Origin of the sequence: Nostocoides vanveenii (genome assembly GCF_039531165.1) — a bacterium.
Lineage (GTDB): Bacteria > Actinomycetota > Actinomycetes > Actinomycetales > Dermatophilaceae > Nostocoides_A > Nostocoides_A vanveenii.
The window spans coordinates 73530-92643 of the sequence record NZ_BAAAPN010000105.1 but is presented as its reverse complement, the minus strand read 5'-3'; the positions used below and the strand labels follow the sequence as shown (position 1 = coordinate 92643).

The following is a 19114-nucleotide window of genomic DNA, read 5'->3' as shown; positions in this document are numbered from 1 at the left end:
GATTGGCTTTGACACCTCCTCTCCTACTCGCGTCCGCGCCTGCACCCCTTCAGCAACACGCACCCCAAACGCAACATCCGCACCTATCCGTGCAACCTCTTACTCGCGCCGTCGACCTGCGCCGACTCATAGAGATCGTACGAAACCGATTTCAGCGCAGCGAGATAGATCAGCGCGTTGTATCCGGTCCAGCGCCGCCGATGCTCATCGACATGAGCACAGTGCTGGCTCCCTCGCCGACCCTCCGTCCGCGCCGCGCCGATCGCCGCCGCACGAGTCTTAAGGCATCTCGACTCGGGCGTGATCGCCGCAATCCTGTTCGCCGGTTACGCCGCCGTCTCCCTGCGCCGCCATCACCTGCTGCTGACGTCCGGCTACGACCTCGGCATCTTCGAGCAGTCGGTGCGGTCCTGGGCGAACGGGCAGTGGCCGACCTCACGTCTAAAGGGCGTCGCCTATCCCGCAGACATCCGATCCCGACGTCTGAGACTGATCTCGCCGCGCCGCGGCGACGATGAGACGCCTTGCGCACGCGGGATGAGCCAGGGTCCCGAACGGGTCGAAGTCAGGTGGTCACGAGCGCCAGCGCCGCCACGGCGATGGTCGCGCCGATCTCGATGAGCCCGACCTGCTTGGGAGTCATCGCCCAGCGCGGGAAGTAGGCCGCTCGGGCGGTGAGGGCGGCGAAGACCGCGACAAGCGGCCAACTCACCCAGGCCATCGCGACGGTGGCGGAGAGATGCCAGCCGACCGAGAGCCAGTAGTGCGGACGCGAGCCGCGCTCGCGGATCATCGTCTTGACATAGACGACCGTGCCGCCGAAGTAGGCCTCGAGGATGCCCGCAAGCACCCAGGCGCGCGGCCCGTCGGTGCCGCCGCCAGCGTCATACGCGACTACGGTCATCAACGCGGACCCGACGGTCGTGGCCAGGCCGCTGACAAGGGCGCGGTCCTCGCGGCGGGCGGACGCGACCATACCGACGCCGAGGGGAACCACGAAGAGCGGCGCCCAGCGGATCAAGCCGGGAGCCAATGCCGCCGTGATCAGCCCGAGGGCGATCGCCGCGAGCCCGTATGCCCGCACCGGTGGGAAGTACCGCGGCTTGCGGCGGGCCTTGAGCCACAGGCCGGCCGCAAAGAAGGCGAAGTAGCCGACGAACCACAAGGCGGTTAGTGGCAGGTGCACCCACCGCGGGCCGGCCGCAAGGATTCCCACCAGGAGGGGAGTCGCGAGCATCGCCCAGGCACCGTGCTGGTTGGGCACCCAGCCCGGCCCACGCCGCCGCTTGTCGGGCGGCGCGGCGGGACGGGCGGCGGTCGTGCTCACCCCATCAGCGTAGGCCGGGGGAAGCCTCGACCCCCGCATGGGTCCCAAGGCCTGCGCGAGCGTGGCCGGGGCTGAACCGGCCTCGCCCACGCAGAGCGTGGGACCCAGACGTGGCTGAACCGGCCTCGCCCACGCAGAGCGTGGGACCCAGACGGGATTCAGGTGTTGCGGCGGCCGAGGGCCAGGCCAATGGCCAGACCGAGGGCCCCCGCGAGCAGATAGGGCGCATAGGACTTGATCAGGACCGGCAGCACGGTTGCGCCGAGGTCGATCGAGTCGTCGGCGGCGACCGCGGGCCTGGGCGTCGCAGGACGAGCGGGGGCCGCCAAAGCGGCAGAACCCGCCGCGGGAGCGGGAGCAGCGCCGGGCGCGGCCGACGAGCCCGCGGACGAGTCGTCCGAGCCCAGGCCCTCGGCGATCTCGGCCGGCGAGAGCGCCATGCCCTCGTCGTCCGCGACCTCGGCGCGGTACTGCGGGAGCGGTTCGCCGTGTGACTTCTCCGCCCCGTGCGCACCTCCGCCCGCACCCACGCTGGCGTCCGAAGTGGACTGTGCGCCAACATATTCGGCCGCGAACTTGCTCTCGATACAGGCGACGAACTGCGCGAGCAGCTTGTCCGAAACGTCCTGCATCACGCCGCGCCCGAACTGCGCCGGCTTGCCCGTGATCGCGAGCTCGGTGGTGACGTCGACCCGGGTACGGGAGCCGCCGTCGGCGGGCGCCAGCTGGATCACGACCGTTGCTCCCGCGGTGCCATTGCCGCGCTTGTCCTTGCCCTTGGCCTCAATCACGGCCCGGTGCGCGGCGTCGTCACGCTCGATGAACTGGCCGGTGCCGGCATACACCAGCGCGATCGGACCGAGCTTGACCTTCACGGTGCCCGCGAAGGTGTCCCCGGTCGACTCGGTGACCGTGGCACCGGGGAAGCAACTCCCGACGCCTTCGAGGTCCATGAACGTTGCCCACGCGGCGTCGATGGAGGCGGGGACGACGAAATCGTGCGTCAGTTCCATATCAGCCGCCGGCCGCCGTCAGCACCGCGCGCCGACTCAGGACGGTCGCCAGGTGCCGTCGGTAGTCGGAGTCACCGTTGAGGTCGCTGGGCGGTGACGTCCCGTCGGCCGCCGCCGCGCACGCGGCGGCGACCGCCTCGGCACTCGCCTGCTGCCCGACCAGCGCGGACTCGACCGCCGGCGCGCGCAGCGGCGTGGCGCCCATATTGGTCAGCCCGATCTTCGCCTCGGCGATGACGCCGTCCGCAACCCGAACGGTGGCGCCGACGGCGACGATCGACCACTGGTGCGCGACCCGCACGAACTTCTCGTATGCCGCGCCCCACCCGGTGTGCTTCGGCACCCGGATCGCGATGAGGAGTTCGCCCTCCTGCACCGCGGTCTCGAAGAGGTCGACGAAGAAGTCGGCGGCGCTCACGGTGCGTTCACCATCCGCGCCGCTGATCACCATCTCCGCGTCGAGCGCAAGGACCGGCGCGCCCACATCGCCCGCCGGGTCGGCGTGCACGAGGGCCCCACCGATGGTGCCGCGGCGACGGATCTGCGGGTCGGCGACCTCACTGATCGCCGCGTGCAGTAGGGCCGCGTGCTCGCGGATCAGCGGGTCGGCAAGCAGATCGACGTATGCCGTCATCGCCCCGATGACGAGCGCGTCACCGTCGTCGCGCACACCACGCAACTCGGCGATTCGGCCCAGGTCGACGATCTTCTCGGGCGCGTTGAGCCGCATCCGCAGGATCGGCAGCAGCGACTGGCCACCGGCCATCACCTTGGCATCGTCCGAATCCGCCAGTGCCGCAATGGCATCCGCGACCGTCTCCGGCGCCACATAGTCGAACTCGGCGGGGATCACTGCGCGCTCCCTTCACCCGTGGCGCCGGGATCGGCGTTGCTCGGGGCATGGTCGTGGAAATGGGGCTGGGCTGCGTCGGCGGCTGCTCCGTCGTGGGAGCCGGCCGAGACGATGGCGCGCCAGACACGCTCGGGGGTGCACGGCATACGGATGTCGTGAATCCCCAATGGGCGCAAGGCGTCGACGATCGCGTTGACGACGGCCGGGGTGGAGGCGATCGTGCCGGCTTCGCCGACGCCCTTGGTGCCCAAGGTGTTCGACGTCGCCGGAGAGGTCGTGTTCTCAGTGACGAAGGAGATCGTGTCGGCCGCCGTCGGCAAGGTGTAGTCGACGAAGGACCCCGTCACCAGCGTGCCGTTGTCGTCGAAAATCGCCTCCTCCCACAACGCCTGCGCGATGCCCTGGACGAGGCCGCCGTGGACCTGTCCTTCGACGATGAGCGGATTGATGACATTGCCGATGTCGTCAACGCAAACATACGTCCGCATCCGGGTCTCGCCGGTCTCGGTGTCGACCTCCATCGCGCACAGGTGGGTCCCGTGCGGGAAGGAGAAGTTGTCGGGGTCGAAGGTGGCTTCCGCGTCGATCCCGGGCTCCAGGCCCTCGGGGTAGTTGTGCGAGGCAAAGGTCGCCAGAGCGACGTCGGTGATGCCGACGCCTTGGTCGGTGCCCTTGACGGTGTAGCGCCCCCCGGCGAACTCGAGGTCGTCCGGGTTGGCTTCCAGCAGGTGCGCCGCAAAGGCTTTGGCCTTCTCGATGACCTTGTCAGCCGCGCGGACCACTGCCTCGCCGCCCACGACCAGCGAGCGCGAGCCGTAGGTGTCCAGGCCCTTGTAGGCGACCTGGGTGTCGCCGTGCAGGACTTCGACGTCCTCGAAGGGCACGCCGAGCCGGTCGGCGACGATCTGGCTCCATGCCGTCTCGTGACCCTGGCCGTGCGGCGAGGTGCCGGTGATGACCTCGACCTTGCCGGTCGGGAGCATGCGGATGGCCGCGTTCTCCCATCCGCCCGCGCCATAGCTGAGCGAGCCGAGCACCCGCGAGGGGGCCAGGCCGCACATCTCGGTGAAGGTCGAGACCCCGATCCCGAGTTGCACGGGATCCTTGCTCTCCCGGCGAGCGGCCTGCTCGGCGCGCAACTCGTCATAGCCGAAGAGGTCCTTGGCGCGTGCGGTGGCTGCCTCGTAGTTGCCGGAGTCGTAGGTCATCCCCGCAACTGACGTGAACGGGAACTCCTCGTGCTTGATCCAGTTCTTCTCGCGGATCTCCAGCGGATCCACGCCCACCTCGGCGGCGAGCTCGTCCATCATCCGCTCGATCCCGAAGGTCGCCTCGGGACGGCCGGCGCCTCGGTAGGCGTCGACCCAGGTGGTGTTGGTCAGCACGGTCTGGCAGTTGAACTGATACGCCGGGAATTTGTAGATCGCGTTGAACATCCAGGCGCCCAGGACGGGCACACCGCCGCCGACGACCGCGACATACGCTCCGAGGTTGGCGATCAGGTCGACCTTGAGCCCGGTGACGGTCCCGTCCTTGGTCGCGCTGAGCGTGAGCTTCTGATACTGGTCGCGGCCGTGGTGGGGCGGACACCAGTGACTCGGAACGGCTTTCGGTGTATTTGACCGGCTTGCCCAGGCGTCGAGCGACCGCGAGTGTGATGAACTCCTCGGGCGTCGTCTGCAGCTTGCCACCGAAGCCGCCGCCCACATCGGGGGCGATGACGCGCACCTTCGATTCCGGTATGCCGGTTGTCGCCGCGATGAGGAAGCGCAGGATGTGCGGGACCTGAGTCGCCGACCACATGGTGATCTGTTCGCCGGTCGGGTCGACGACGGTGGAGCGCGGCTCCATGAATGCGGGGATCAGCCGCTGCTGGCGGTACTCGCGCTCGATGACGATGCCGTCCTCGCGGGCCTTGGCGATCGCCTCCTCGACATCGCCGCCCGAGCCTGCGCTGGCCGAGTCGAGCTGCCAGAAGGCGGACTTGTTGGTGCCCTTGTCGGGGTGCGCGAGGACCTCGTCCTTCATCGCCTCCAGGGCGTCGAAAACCGCTGGCAGCTCGTCGTATTCGACATCGACGAGCTCGGCTGCATCGCGTGCCGCGGCGGCACTTCGGGCGACCACCGCGGCGACGATCTCGCCGGCGCAGGCGACCCGGTCACCGATCATGGGCAGGTGGTCCGGGGTGACCTGCTCGGGCGTGATCGGCCAGGCGTTGGCGCACGCGCCCATGCCTTCGGGGAAGTCGGCCGCGGTGAAGACGCCGAGAACGTTCGTCGCGGCCTTGGCGGCATCGGTGTCGATCGAGACGATCTTGGCGTGCGCGTGCGGGCTGCGGACCATGGCCAGGTGCAGCATCCCCGGCAGGATGATGTTGTCGGTCCACCGAGTGCGGCCGGTGATCAGGCGGTGATCTTCCTTGCGCAGCCGACGGTTGCCGATCTCGGGCCGGGCGCCGTCATCCTGCGGCGCGCCGTCGATGACCTCCTCGGCGATCTCGACCAGAGCGTCCGGGCTCACCGACATCTCACTCACCAGCCTTCGCGGCCGCGGCGACCGCCTTGACGATGTTGTGGTAGCCGGTGCACCGGCACAGATTGCCCTCCAGGCCGGCGCGGATCTCGTCCTCGCTCGGGTCGGGGTTGTCCTTGAGGATGTCGATGGCCTGCATGATCATGCCGGGTGTGCAATAGCCGCACTGGAGGGCGTGGCACTCGTGGAAGGCCCGCTGCATCGGGTGCAGCTCACCGTTCTGTGCGAGGCCCTCGATCGTCGTGACCTCGTGCCCATCGGCTTGCACCGCAAGCACATTGCACGACTTGACGCTGCGGCCGTCGAGGTGGACGGTGCAGGCGCCGCAGTTGCTGGTGTCACAGCCGATCACCGTCCCGGTCTTGCCGAGCGTCTCACGCAGATAGTGGACCAACAAGGTCCGGGGTTCGACATCGTCGGTGAACGTCGATCCGTCCACCGTGACGGTAATGCGCGTCATTGCGTGGTCACTCCCTTGTGCCGGCGATCTGTAGCTCGATCCTGGCCCATCGGAGGGGTCGTGACAAGGCTTATGAACCGCCGGAAACTACGGGCTCGCGCATCCGGGTCAGCCGAGATCGAGAACGGCGATGATCTTGGGCCGCAACTGCTGCGGCGCAATCACTTCGTCGACGGATCCGACCTCGACAGCGCGGTGGATATTGTGCACGCCATCGAACTCCGAGGCCACCGTGCCGACCATCTCGGCGCGCACGGCCGAGCGGATCTCCGCCGCCTCAGCGGCCCGCAGGCTGGCCTCGTCCTCACCGGCTGCGGCGAGGGCGGCCTCGGCATCCTTGACCCGGGGGTCGGCCGAGGTCCGGGCGTCGACATCGCGAGCGAAGACCACGGCTGCCGCCGGCGCGCCACCGATCACCGAGGCGAAGGACCCCTCGATGGCGAGCACCGTCATCCGGGGATTGAGCGCCTTGGAGAAGACGACGAAGGCGCCGCCGTGATAGCGAGAGATGACGACGAAGACGATCGGGCCGTCGAAGTTGACGATGGCCCGGCCGATCTCCGCGCCGTACTCCAGCTGCAGGTTGCGCATCGAGTCCGGCGAGCCGTCGAAGCCCGAGAGGTTGGCCAGGACAACGACTGGCCGGTTGCCCGACGCGGCATTGATCGCCCGGGCGACCTTCTTCGACGAGCGCGGGAACAAGGTGCCGGCGGTGTAGGTGTCGGGCCCGTCGGTGGGCGGAAAACCGCGCCGTGGAACGGACTTGGATTCGATCCCGATCAGGCAGACGGAATGGCCGCCGAGGCGGGTGTCGGTGACGACCGCCGTCTCGGCGTCGGCCATCGTCGCCCAGCGCTCGAGCAGGTCGTGGTCGGCGTCGGCGACGGCGCGCATGACGGTGCGGATATCGAAGGCCTTCTTGCGGTCCGGGTTGGTCGCCGCCGACCAGATGTCGCCGACGGTCGTGAAGTCGCTGCCGTCGAGCCGGTGCGGATAGGTGGTGACATCGCGCTCGACCGGGTCGGTCGTAGGCGCATGCCGCGGGCCCTCCTCCCCCGGCGCGACATAACTCGCGTCGTAGTGCTCCAGCAGGACATCGAGCGCACCCGCCAGGTCGCGCGCCCAATACTGCGCCTGACCATTGGGGCCCATCACCCGGTCGAAGCCGCCGATGCCGAAGTTGTCCTCCGCGCTGACGCCGCCGGAGAAGTCCAGGGACTGTTTGCCGGTCAGCACCATCGCACTCTCCGGCGTCATCACCAGGATGCCCTTGGTATGCATGAGCATGGTCGCCTCGGCGTTCCAATACGGTTGCGCCCCGACGTTGATCCCGGCAACGACGATGTTGATCTCGTGCCCGTCCTGCGTGAACTCCACGATCCGCTTGAGCGCCTTGGCGATCCAGTCCATATTCTCGGTGCCAGAGTCCATCGCGATGCGGGCGCCCGCCGACAAGGCGAACCACTCGACGGGCACGCCGAGCTCCTCGGCGAGATCGAGGGCGGCGATGATCCGGGTGCACTCCGCTTCGGCGATCGAGCCCAATGACCGCAGCGGATCGCCGGCCAGCACGACGCGGGCGACGCCGTCGGGGTGAAGGGCAGTAGGCGTCGAGACGAGCGCGCAGATGATGCCCGCGCGATTGAGCCCGTATGCCCGCTCCACCGGCACGAGAGCGCCGCTCTCGTCGAGGTCGTACTCGGTGACCGTGCCACCCTGACCGGTGATGAAGGCGTGCAGTTCGTAGGGATAGACCATCCCGCGCCGTCGCGCGCGGACGACCTTCTCGGCATACGCATCGAGCGGAGCGAGCTTGGTGGTGGCGGCAGGCTCAACGGTGTAGTCGACGCCGGACCCTGGCTGATACCCGAAGCGCACGACGATCGGCACCACGCGCGCGCCCGCGGCCGTCAGGCGGCCTTCGATGCGGACCTCCTCGATCCCGGCACCCGCCGTTAGGGGCGCGATCTTGGTCTCCATCGCCGTGAGTTGCTCGAGGTCGGCTGACACCGGGGGCCAGACGTGCATCCAGACGTGATTCATATCGAGGCGGTTTTCGCGGGTCGCGAGTGCGGCCCGGGCGCGGCGGATCGCCTCGAGGCAGTTGGCGAGAGCGCGCTCCACGTGCGGCAGCGCGACGATCTTGTCGCTCTCGTCGCGGACGACGGAGAACTGACGCACCTGCGCTAAGGCCACCAGGCGTTGGTCCGCCGGGTTGTCCCGGCCGACGCAATGGAGCAGCAGGACGTCCTTGGGGGCATCGAGCCTGGTCAGTTTGAAGTCGCGCAGTCTCCACAAGTTGAGGCGGCGACCGACCATCGGGTGGACGTCGCGGACCGGGTCGTCCTCGACGAGGCTGCCATCGGGCTGTGGGCGGAGAGTGACATAACCGACCTCGGTGTCCGCATCGCGCACGATCCCGATGGCGATCCGGCGCAGGTGAGAGACGAAGGGCAGCGCCGCGAGCCGGGCAGCCAGTTGCTCGGACGCCGCGTCACCATCGCGGGGCAACTCGGGTGCAGCGAGATAGAGGTCGACAACCTGATCGCGATCATTGGCCGCCCGGGCCGCCTCGATCTGCTCGGTCAGGGCAGTGGTCAGCGGTCCGTCGGGCGTCAGCTCGTCCAGGCGGCCCTCGGTGGTGATCAGGTGCGTCGGGCGGCCATCGAGCGAATAGTCAGCGCTCGCGAATGCCCTTGCCGCCGAGGTGTATTCACGCAGATCGTGTAACTCGTGCTCCCGATAATGCCGCCTGATGAGCACCGAGAGCATCGGGTCGGTCTCCGGCGTCCCGGCGAGCAGACGACGACCGAGGAAGCTGACGATCCGCTCGGGGATATCGGCCAGCGCCTCGAGGCGGGCCGCGCGCTCTGGGCCGTCAGGCAATGCGTCGATGGCCGCCAACTCGGGGCCGACACTGTCGAGCACGCTGGCCCGGTCGGCGTCGACGCGGGGTTGGTCGAACCAGCGGAAGCGCACGCTGCGCGCGAGATCGCCGATGAGCGGGAAGCGCAGTTGCGTGGCCTGCACGACGCGGTCGAGCGCCACCCGCGAGCGGTCGGCCAGGTCGCCCTCGGGGGGCGGCTCCTGAAGCCAGCGCTGGAGCATCGTCGTGGCCATCCGGACGTCCGGGGCCGAGCGTTGCTGCGCGAGGAAGACCCGGAAGACTGCCCCCTCGAGGTCGGGGGTGCGGTCCAGCGAGTCGATGCCGTAATGCCGCAGCACCTGGGCGAGCCGGTCGCGGAAACCTTGTGGCAAGCCGCCCCGGTCGGGGTCGAGGCTGCGCAGATAGGTGTGGAAGAACTCCCTCGGCGAATGGATCGCATGCTCGGCCTCGTGCCTGTCCTCCTCGACCGGCCGGTTGCGGCTCAGCTCCGCAAAGTCCGCCAGCGTGGCCAGCAGGCCCAACTCGTCGGCGATCGGCGAATGTCCTTGCGCAACAAGGGTGTCGCGTGCCGCCAGATAGCTCCGCAGGACACCCTCCCCCACTTTGGCGTCGACGTCGTAGCCGAGCAGGATCCCGTTCATCAGGGTCCGCCCGTATGCCATGACCTCCTCCGCGGATTGCTCACCCGCCGCGGGCGGCAGGTCGAGTGGGGCGGCGGCGGTTGCCGCTTCCGCTGCGCTTCCGTCGCCGAGAGGTTCCAGGCGGGCCATCGGGGCACCCGTCTCGACTTGGGTGCCGGTGCTGACCATCAACTCCTTGACGCGCGCGGCGAAGGGCGCGGGGATGACGGTCTCCATCTTCATCGATTCCACGACAAGGACCGGCGCGCCGGCGGCTACCTCGGCACCGACGGCAACCGGCGTGGCGACGACCAGCGCGGGCGCCTGCGAGCGGATGACGCCGCCCTCGTCGCGGCTGACCCGGTGGGCGACGCCGTCGACCTCGATGGTGTGGACCGGTCCGAATGTCGCGGTCACGACGCGATACGTGCGGTCGCCGACGCTCAGGCGCGCGGCATACGGCCCAAGGCGGGTGATCTGGACCTCCGCGGTCTTGATCTCTGTGGCGCTCTCCAGGACGGCACGGAAGGTCGACGGGCCGAGGCGGTAGGTCGTGACCTTGTAGGCCGCGCCGCGCAGTTTGAGCTCGACGGGCCGCCCGACCTCGTGCTGGACCTGAGGCCGGCCGCCGTGGGCGGTCGCGAGCAGGCGGGCCCGCTCGACCTCCTCGGCATCCTCATAGGCCTCGATGCCAGCCGCAACGAGAGCGATGGCCGAGTGGTCGTCGGACACCAGCCGGCCCTCGCCGCGGACGCGGTCGATCCACCCGGTGTCGGCGGATCCGTCGATGACCTCCGGCTGGTCGAGCAGGTCGAGCACGAAGCTCTTGTTGGTGGCGCCGCCCTCGATGACCACCGTCGTCTCCCCCATGGCGCGACGCAGGCGGGCGAGCGCCTCGGTGCGATCACGGCCATACGCGATGATCTTGGCAATCATCGAGTCGAAGTCCGCGGGGATCGAATCTCCTTCTCCGACACCGGTGTCCACCCTGATCCCAGGCCCGGAAGGGAAGACGAGATGCGCGATGCGCCCGGGTGCAGGGGCGAAGTCCCGGTCGGGGTCCTCGGCATTCAGGCGCGCTTCGACGGCGTGCCCGCGCTCCTGTGGCTTATCGCCAAGCAGGCGCCCACCGGAGGCGATGTGCAACTGCAGCTTGACCAGGTCGGTGTCGGTGGTGACCTCGGTGATCGGGTGCTCGACCTGCAGGCGGGTGTTGACCTCGAGGAAAGCGAAGGTGCCGTCGGCGGGTTGGAAGAGGAACTCGACGGTGCCCGCCCCGGCATACCCGACGGCGATGGCGAGGCGCTCGGCGCTCTCCTTCAGGACGGTCGCCTGCTCGGTGGTCATCACGACCGAGGAGGACTCCTCGATGACCTTCTGATTGCGTCGTTGAACCGAGCAGTCGCGCACGCCGATCGCCCACGCGGTGCCCTGCCCGTCGGCGATGACCTGGACCTCGACGTGCCGGGCACCGGTGACCAACTTCTCCAGGAAGACGATGCCGGAGCCGAAAGCGCGCTGTGCCTCATCGCGGGTCAGTTGATAGGCGGCGGCGAGCTCGTCGTCAGTGGTGACCTTCCGGATGCCGCGACCACCACCCCCGGCGGTCGCCTTGAGCATCAGCGGATAGCCGATCTGGGCCGCGGCCGCGGTCGCCTCCTCGAGCGTGTCGACGCCGCCCCGACTCCACGGGGCGACGGGCACACCGACCTCTTCGGCGATCAGTTTGGAGCCGATCTTGTCGCCGAGCTTACGCATCGCCTCCGGGCTGGGGCCAACGAAGGTGACGCTGATGCGGGCGCAGAGTTCGGCGAAGTTCGGGTCCTCGGCGACGAAGCCCCAGCCGACCCAGGCGGCGTCGGCGCGGGTCTCGGTCAGGGCCTTCTCCAGGACCGCATAGTCGAGATAGGGGCGCGCACTGGCCGGGCCGAGGTTGTAGGCGACATCGGCCTCACGAACGAACATCGCCGTCTTCTCGCCGTCCGTATGCAGCGCGATGACCTGGATCGGCGGCCCGTCCGGGGCTGCAGCATTCAGATCGCGAACGGCGTGAATGAGGCGCATGGCGGCCTCACCTCGATTGACCACGGCAATGCGTGCGAACATTCGCCTCCCTTTCCGTGCATGAGTCACCCCACCCTAGTGGCGTGGCTCACACCGGTGCGCGATCACGCGCCGCTCGGGAGCGGGCCGCTCAGCCGCCGTGGTGGATGGGTCCCGCGGTGCCTTGCAGTCGCTCGCCGGCGCCCCCCCACCGCAGGGCGATGATCTCCGCGGCGATGCTGACCGCGGTCTCCTCCGGCGTCCGGGCGCCGAGGTCGAGGCCGATCGGGCTGGAGAGGTGGGCCAGCTCGGCGTCGGTCAGTCCAGCCTCGCGCAGCCGCGCCAAGCGGTCGTCGTGGGTGCGCCTCGACCCCATCGCACCGACGTACGCCAGGTCCAGGCGCAGCGCCAGCTCGAGGACGGGGACATCGAACTTCGGGTCGTGGGTGAGCACGCAGACGACACTGCGCGGATCGACCGCGCCCGCGGCGACCTGCGCGGCGAGATAGCGGTGCGGCCAATCGACGATCACCTCGTCGGCCTCGGGGAAGCGGCTGTGAGTGGCGAAGATCGGCCGCGCGTCGCACACCGTGACGGCGTAGCCGAGGAAAGAGCCGATCCGCGCCACCGCCGCCGCGAAGTCGATGGCGCCGAAGACGAACATCCGCGGCTTGGGAGCGAAGGAGTTGACGAAGACCCGCATGCCCTCGCCGCGCCGCTCGCCGTCGGGGCCGTATTCGAGGGTGTCACTGCGGCCGGCGGCGAGCAGGCCGCGCGCGTCCTCACGGACCGCATCGTCGGCGCGTGCCGACCACAGTCCCGTACGCCGTTCGCTCCCCTCCTCCTGGCCGCTCCCATCCGCGGGGCGGACCAGGACGCGACGTCCGATGCGCTCGGGTTGCGGGTGGGCGACGATGGTCGCGACGGCGATCGGCTCGCCCGCGGTGATGGCGTCGGCGACCTCGCCGAGCTCGGGGAAGGCCTCTTGCGAGACGGCTTCGACGAAGATGTCGAGGATGCCGCCACACGTCAGTCCCACCGCTAAGGCGTCGTCGTCGGACACCCCATAGCGTTGCAGCACAGGCGAATCCGTCTCGACCACGGTCTTGGCGAGCTCGTAGACCGCGCCCTCGACACACCCGCCGGAGACCGAACCGACGACGGCGTCGTCTGGGCCGACGAGCATGGCCGCACCCGGCGCGCGGGGTGCCGAACGGAAGGTGGCGACGACCGTGGCCAGGCCGACCTTCTCCCCCATCTCCCACCGCGCGCGCAAGTCGTCCAGCACGTCACGCATGAGCGATCACCTCCGTCAGCCGCGTGAAGGTTGCGAGCGAATGGCCGGCGAGGAAGTCGTCCACGTGCGGCAGGGCGGCAGCCATACCGGCTTGCACGGGAGCGTAGCCCGCCTTGCCGCGATGCGGGTTGACCCAGATCACCCGATGGGCGAGCGCACGCAGGCGACGCATTTGTTCACCGAGTGTGCCGGGGGCATCGCGCTCCCAGCCGTCGCTGAAGACGACGACGATCGCGCCTCGGGCCAGGCCGCGTCGTCCCCACCGGTCGAGGAAGACCGCGAGGTTGTCGCCGAGCCGGGTCCCGCCCGACCAGTCCGGGACCACCTCGCCGGCGGCGATGAGTGCCCGGTCGGGATCGCGGGTGGCGAGCGCGCGCGTGACCTGGGTCAGGCGGGTGCCGAGGGTGAAGACGTCGACGCGCGCGAGGCCGTGCACGAGGCGATGGGCCAGGCGCAGGAGGGAATCGGCATACGGGTTCATCGAGCCGGAGATATCGATGAGCAGGACGACCCGGCGCGGCCGGCGGGTGCGGCGTCGCCAACGCAGGCGGCCGGGCTCGCCCATCCGGCGCAATTGGTCGCGCAAGGTGGCGTGCGCGTCAATCCGGCCGCGTGGTGCGGAGCGTCGCCGGGGCGAGGCGCGCATCGGCTGTCGCACCGGGATTCCGGCGAAAAGCGCTGCCAGGTCTCGCTTTTCGCGCTGCGTCAGGGTGGCGATATCGCGGTGCCGAAGCACCTCGACGCGACTCGTGGAGGCGGTCAGCGCCTCGTCGTCGCCGTCACCGCTCGCGCCGTCGCCCCCCTCTTCCAGCCCCGCTTGGGCACGCGGTCGACGGGGGCGGTTGGGCGAGCGCCAGGTTGCGATCTCGCCGCCGAACCACGCGGCATACACCTGGTCGAAGCGCTCGAGGTCGTCCGGGGCAGCGCACAGCGTGGCCCGCCCCGCGACATAGACGCCGCGCTCGTCGCTCAGGCCCACGGCCGCGACGGCGTCGAGGAAAGTGCGTTCCCGATCGGTCGTGACGGGAACGCCGGCCGCGCGTAGGGCCCGGGCGAAGCCGAGGAGGATCGCCTCCGGGGCGTGCACCGCGCTGTCCGGCACCGCAGTCATCCGCCCAGGATCCGATCCAGGGCTGCTCGGACGCGCTCCGCGTCCTCGCGGTATTTGACGGCAGCGCCGAGGGTGGCGCCGGCGGTCTCCATGTCGAGTTCGTGGGCGCCGAGCGTATGCAGCGCACGGGCCCAGTCGAGCGTTTCGGCGACGCCGGGGGGCTTGACGAGGGCCGGTTCGTAGCGGATCTGCTGGACCGCGGTGACGACCTGAGTCGCGAGGGTGTCGGCAATCTCGGGCGCGCGACTGTGCAGGATGGCGAGTTCCCTTGCGAGCGAAGGGTGCTCGATCCAGTGATAGAGACAGCGGCGCTTGAGGGCGTCGTGGAGCTCGCGCGTGCGATTGGAGGTCAGGACCGCAAGAGGCGGAGTGCTCGCTGCGATGGTGCCGAGCTCGGGAATGGTCACCTGCCAAGTCGAGAGCACCTCCAGCAGGAAGGCCTCGAACTCGTCGTCGGCGCGATCGATCTCGTCGATCAGCAGGACGCATGGGGCGGCGCGCAGTGCCCGAAGAATAGGGCGTTGGAGTAGATAGCGCGCGTCGAAGAGGCCGCTCTCGACGTCGTCGAGATTCTGTTGTCCGCCAACGGATTCCAGCGCCCGAAGGTGGAGGATCTGCCGGGCGAAGTCCCAGTCGTAGAGGGCCTGGGTCGCGTCGATCCCCTCATAGCACTGCAGCCGGATGAGCGGCAGGTCCAAGGCGTGGGCGAGAGCTTCGGCGAGCGCGGTCTTGCCGGTGCCAGGCTCACCTTCGAGCAGCAGCGGGCGGCCCAGGCGCAGTCCGAGCCACGCGACCGTCGCCAGATCGCGGTCGCAGACATAGCCCGTATGCCCGAGGGCCTTCGCGAGCGCGTCGGCGTCGGTTGGGTAGGTGGCCGGCTTCATGAGGCCAGCATTGCGCACCCAGAGGCGGGTGCGGTTGCGTGGGTGCTTGCGGTTGTTGGCATGGCCCCCTGCCGGGCCTGCCCGTGGTCCTTGTGTCGGAGCACACGACGCGCTTGTCGGCGGGTGCTGGCACAGTGGGGGGTGACGATGAACCGACCCGACCGGGGAAGCAGGTCCGATGTCGACGACGACTTCCGACTATCGCGCTGCACGTGACCTTTTGCTCGCCCTCCGGGGGGATCGCGACGCCGCCGTCCGTGACTTCGCCTGGCCCAATCTTCGCGGGCCGTGGAATTGGGCGAGCGATTGGTTCGACGTCATCGCGCGCGGCACTGACAAGCCCGCGCTGATCATCGTCGAGGAGGACGGCAGCCGCACCGAGCGCAGCTTCGACCAACTCGCGGTCGAGTCCGATCAGGTAGCCGAGTGGCTGGCCGGTCATGGCGTCGGCAAGGGCGACTCGGTGATCGTGATGCTCGGCAACCAGGTCGAGCTGTGGAGCGTGATGCTCGGGGTGATGAAGCGGGGTGCGGTCATCATGCCGACGACCACGGCGCTCGGGCCGGCGGACCTGCGCGACCGCCTCGATCGCGGCGCGGTCAAGGTCGTGGTCTGCAACCCCGCCGACACGGCCAAATTCGACGGCATCGACGGCGACTATCTGCGGGTCAGCGTCGGCGAGGTGAGCGGCTGGGAGAACCTCTGCACGGCATACGAGCAGGCGGCGGAGCCGGCCGCGCACCCGGGCACGGTCCCCACGGATCGGCTGCTGCTCTACTTCACCAGCGGCACGACGAGCCGGCCGAAGCTGGTGGAGCACACGCAGCAGAGCTATCCGCTCGGGCATATGTCGACGATGTACTGGCTGGGGTTGCGGCCCGGCGACGTGCACCTCAACATCTCCAGCCCGGGCTGGGCCAAGCACGCATGGTCGCTCTTCTTCGCGCCGTGGATCGCCGAGGCGACGATCTTCGTCTACAACTATTCGCGCTTCGATCCGGCCGCCTTGCTGGAGCAGTTGCGGACCGAGCACGTGACGTCCTTCTGCGCCCCGCCGACGGTGTGGCGGATGCTCATCAACGCCGATCTCTCGGGCGGGCCGGGCAATCTGCGTGAGGTGATCGGGGCGGGCGAGCCGCTCAACCCCGAGATCATCGCCCAGGTCCAGAAGCACTGGGGACTGACCCTGCGCGACGGCTACGGCCAGACCGAGACCACCGCCCAGATCGGCAATACGCCCGGATCGGTGGTCAAACCAGGGTCGATGGGTCGCCCACTGCCCGGCATGCCCGTGGTCCTGGTCGACCCGCTGAGCAATGAGCCGACGACCGGCGAGGGCGAGATCTGCCTCGCCCTCGAGGACCGACCGCTGGGGCTGATGACCGGCTATCAGGGCGATGAGTTGCGCAACTCCGCCGCCATGGCCGGCGGCTACTACCACACGGGCGATATCGCGGCAATGGACGCGGACGGCTACATCACCTATGTGGGTCGGACCGATGACGTCTTCAAAGCCAGCGACTACAAGATCAGCCCGTTCGAGTTGGAGTCGATGCTGATCGAGCACCCCGCGGTGGCCGAGGCCGCCGTGGTGCCGGCGCCCGACCCGGTTCGGCTGGCCGTCCCCAAGGCGTATGTCGTGCTCGTCGCCGGGCACGAACCCACCCGCGAGACCGCGCTGTCGATCATGACGTACTGCCGCGAGCACCTGGCGCCCTTCCAGCGCATCCGGCGCCTGGAGTTCTCGGACTTGCCCAAGACGGTCTCGGGCAAAATCCGCCGCGTGGAGTTGCGCCAGCGCGAGGAGGACGCCGCGACGGCGATCGACGGCGAGTGGCGCGAGGAGATGTTCCCCGAACTCAAGGCCTGACCCGCTGATCGGCCGAGGCCGGACGGAACCGAACGACCTGGCAGACTCGTCGCACCTGCGGCCGAGTCGGTCTCGGCCGCCAACGCGCTGGAGATCTCCGGGCCGCATCCGGTCCGGAGCGAGTCCGGCGCGGCGCCGCGGCGGGAGGCCACGGCATACGGACATTTCGGAGGGGTATCAGACATGGCAACAAACACCGGGTCGAGCACGGCGAAGGGCCGGCTGAGCGGCGTCGGGGGGCTGGTCAAGGCCGTCATCGTGGTCGGTGTGGCGTTGGCCGTGCTGATCAGCATGACCCGGCTGGTGCGCACCGTCGCGTCGCCGGCCGACGAGGTCGCGGTTCACAAGGGCGGCGGGATCATCGAGGCCCCGAACTCCAAGGGCTGCGTGGCCGCGAACTCCCGCGAGCTGCGCCGGCCCGGCGACAAGTACTTCTGGTACCCCGCGTCGCAGCGCACCTACAACTTCACCGGTGGTGAGGGAGCCGATCACTCGGCCTTCTCGGTGGTCTCGAAGGACTTCCAGACTTTGGAGGTGCCCGGCTCGGTGGAGTTCACGCTCAACGTCAACTGCACCGTGCTGACCCGATTCCACGACGCGATCGGCAACCGCTACCACGCGTTCTACACCACCTCGGACGAGTGGTCCGAGACCAACGACGGCTGGCAGCGGATGCTCGACCTCTACTTCGCGCCGGCGCTGGACGCGACGCTGGACCGGGTGGCCAAGAAGTACACATGGAAGGAGCTCTACGCGGACCCGACCATCAAGGACGAGATGAACCGGACCGTCAACGAGCAGCTGGCGACGCTCATCCAGCAGAAGATGCCGGGCGAGGACGAGTTCTTCCAGGGCTTCTCCGCGCTCATCCAGCAGCCGACGCCGTCGGAGGCGCTGGTGCAGGCGCTCGCCGACGAGGAGGCCGGACGGGCGCAGGCTGCGGCCGCCAAGGCGAAGGCGGTCGCGGACGCCGAGACCACCGAGGCTCGCGCCGTTGCGGACGCCAAGGCCGCAGAAGCTGCGGCGGACGCCCAGGTCGCGCAGAAGGAGGCCGAGGCCCGCATCGCGCGCCTGGAGGCGGAGATCAAGGCCGCCCAGATGAAGCCCTTCGGCAGCGCGAAGGAATACAACAACTGGCTGGCGATCCAGAACGGTCTCAACCCCTACCAGCCGACCTATGGCGGCTCGGTCGTCGCCCCCAGTCCGTCGACCCCGTAGTCAGCGGTCGCCGAGCTTTTGGCCAAGGGCGGCCAGAGCGGCACCGAGCAGCAGGACGGGGATGATCCAAGCCAGGTCCGAGGTGTAGAAGCCCAGTGCCAGTTTGACGAGGCAGCCCACAAAGATTGCCGCGCCGACAAAGAAGAGAACGGCAGGAAGCGGAGCGGACTTTCGCGGTGATGTCGTCACGCTCTCGGCCCGCCCTGGTCGTTCTTTTCGGCGTAGAAGGCATCCATACTCGGCTCGGGCCGATCCTTCTTGAAACTGCCATCCGACCAGAAGGCCAAGGTGCCGACCACCCCGAGAATGACGAGCGCCACGACGACGATGTAACCAAGGGCCTCACCCATTGGGACGCTCGACAAAGGTTCCCGACGCGCTCGGGTCCTGGGCGCGGAGCCCTTCGAGCAGTTTCGCGTTGAAGCGCTTGTATTCGGGGTACCCGACCAGGGTCTTCGGCCCTACCGGGATGAACATGACGGTCGACTGGGTGGTCTTGAACCCATCGATCCCGGTCTCCGCGTGCGAGGCGCCTTCAGCTTCTCGCACATCGAGATGGAAGGACATCAGTTCCATGTGCCCACCCATACTCCGGACCGAGAACAGCAGGCGCCCAGGCGCCGACCCTTCGAATCGGACAAACGGTCGACCGGGGATGGAGGATTTGACCAACTCGCCGGTCGACCTGGCCATTTCAGCGACCGAACCCGCCGGAACAGAAGTCCGGACCTTGAGGCCCGCGTGCTGATTCTTGTGCTTGGCTGCCATACGCTACTCCTTTCGCTTGACGCTTCGCTCAACGGTAGAACGGAAATTTCTCGCGGGAGAAGTCCCTTAATAGAGGGACTCGTCGAATCCGGGCTGCGCAGCCAACGGGAATGCGCTGACTCCGGGGGGGCGCACCGGCGCGGATCACCATGGGCCGGCCAAGGCTGATTCATTTCCAGGTGTGCGGCGTGCCTGCATAGTGATGTGACAAACCGGATGTACAACTTGGCG

General features: G+C 68.8%; 13 protein-coding genes and 1 pseudogene. 2 read left to right on the top strand and 12 right to left on the bottom strand.

What is annotated here, in order from left to right; genetic code table 11:
• Positions 1-565 precede the first annotated feature (565 nt).
• The 9 genes and pseudogenes from ABD209_RS18670 to ABD209_RS18625 form a co-directional block, all read right to left on the bottom strand.
• Positions 566-1327: a YwiC-like family protein gene (locus ABD209_RS18670; RefSeq protein WP_344069269.1), complete on the bottom strand. Its 762-nt coding sequence runs from the start codon at positions 1325-1327 to the stop codon at positions 566-568.
• Between the two features lie 158 nt (positions 1328-1485).
• Positions 1486-2340: an SRPBCC family protein gene (locus ABD209_RS18665; protein WP_344069266.1), complete on the bottom strand. Its 855-nt coding sequence runs from the start codon at positions 2338-2340 to the stop codon at positions 1486-1488.
• 1 nt (position 2341) lies between these two features.
• Positions 2342-3193 (bottom strand): FAD binding domain-containing protein, encoded by an 852-nt coding sequence (locus tag ABD209_RS18660; protein WP_344069263.1) that lies wholly within the window; start codon positions 3191-3193, stop codon positions 2342-2344.
• Positions 3190-5719 (bottom strand): annotated as a pseudogene (locus ABD209_RS18655) (xanthine dehydrogenase family protein molybdopterin-binding subunit). Before ABD209_RS18655 ends, ABD209_RS18660 begins: the two are co-directional and overlap by 4 nt.
• 1 nt (position 5720) lies before the next feature.
• Positions 5721-6185 (bottom strand): (2Fe-2S)-binding protein, encoded by a 465-nt coding sequence (locus ABD209_RS18645; RefSeq protein ID WP_324385957.1) that lies wholly within the window; start codon positions 6183-6185, stop codon positions 5721-5723.
• A gap of 108 nt (positions 6186-6293) precedes the next feature.
• Positions 6294-11756 carry an ATP-binding protein gene (locus ABD209_RS18640; protein WP_425564732.1) on the bottom strand — a complete coding sequence of 1821 codons (5463 nt, stop codon included), beginning with the start codon at positions 11754-11756 and terminating at the stop codon, positions 6294-6296.
• Positions 11757-11886: 130 nt separating this feature from the next.
• A complete protein-coding gene (locus tag ABD209_RS18635) occupies positions 11887-13032 on the bottom strand; it encodes an XdhC family protein (protein ID WP_344069254.1) in 1146 nt (381 codons plus the stop codon).
• The gene (locus tag ABD209_RS18630; RefSeq protein ID WP_324385960.1) at positions 13025-14143 is read right to left on the bottom strand and encodes a vWA domain-containing protein; all 1119 of its coding nucleotides are present in this window, start codon (positions 14141-14143) and stop codon (positions 13025-13027) included. Before ABD209_RS18630 ends, ABD209_RS18635 begins: the two co-directional genes overlap by 8 nt.
• A complete protein-coding gene (locus ABD209_RS18625) occupies positions 14140-15027 on the bottom strand; it encodes an AAA family ATPase (protein WP_344069251.1) in 888 nt (295 codons plus the stop codon). Before ABD209_RS18625 ends, ABD209_RS18630 begins: the two co-directional genes overlap by 4 nt.
• A 178-nt stretch (positions 15028-15205) precedes the next feature.
• Between ABD209_RS18625 and ABD209_RS18620 the strand changes: the two genes are divergently transcribed.
• Together ABD209_RS18620 and ABD209_RS18615 are read left to right on the top strand one after the other, a co-directional pair.
• On the top strand, positions 15206-16897 hold the full coding sequence (locus tag ABD209_RS18620) for an AMP-binding protein (RefSeq protein ID WP_344069248.1): 1692 nt from the start codon (positions 15206-15208) through the stop codon (positions 16895-16897).
• 183 nt (positions 16898-17080) lie between these two features.
• The gene (locus ABD209_RS18615; RefSeq protein ID WP_344069245.1) at positions 17081-18115 is read left to right on the top strand and encodes an SPFH domain-containing protein; all 1035 of its coding nucleotides are present in this window, start codon (positions 17081-17083) and stop codon (positions 18113-18115) included.
• Here ABD209_RS18615 and ABD209_RS18610 read toward each other — a convergent pair whose 3' ends face one another.
• The 3 genes from ABD209_RS18610 to ABD209_RS18600 are packed head-to-tail and all read right to left on the bottom strand — an operon-like array spanning position 18116 to position 18883.
• Entirely contained in the window at positions 18116-18304 is a 189-nt protein-coding gene (locus ABD209_RS18610; RefSeq protein WP_324385964.1) for a hypothetical protein, read from the bottom strand. It abuts the gene before it with no gap.
• Complete coding sequence (locus ABD209_RS18605; protein ID WP_324385965.1) at positions 18301-18465, bottom strand: hypothetical protein; 165 nt, start codon at positions 18463-18465, stop codon at positions 18301-18303. The genes ABD209_RS18610 and ABD209_RS18605 overlap by 4 nt, the downstream gene beginning before the upstream one ends.
• Positions 18458-18883, bottom strand: coding sequence for a hypothetical protein (locus tag ABD209_RS18600; RefSeq protein WP_324385966.1), 426 nt, complete (start codon positions 18881-18883; stop codon positions 18458-18460). Before ABD209_RS18600 ends, ABD209_RS18605 begins: the two co-directional genes overlap by 8 nt.
• Between the last annotated feature and the right edge of the window lie 231 nt (positions 18884-19114).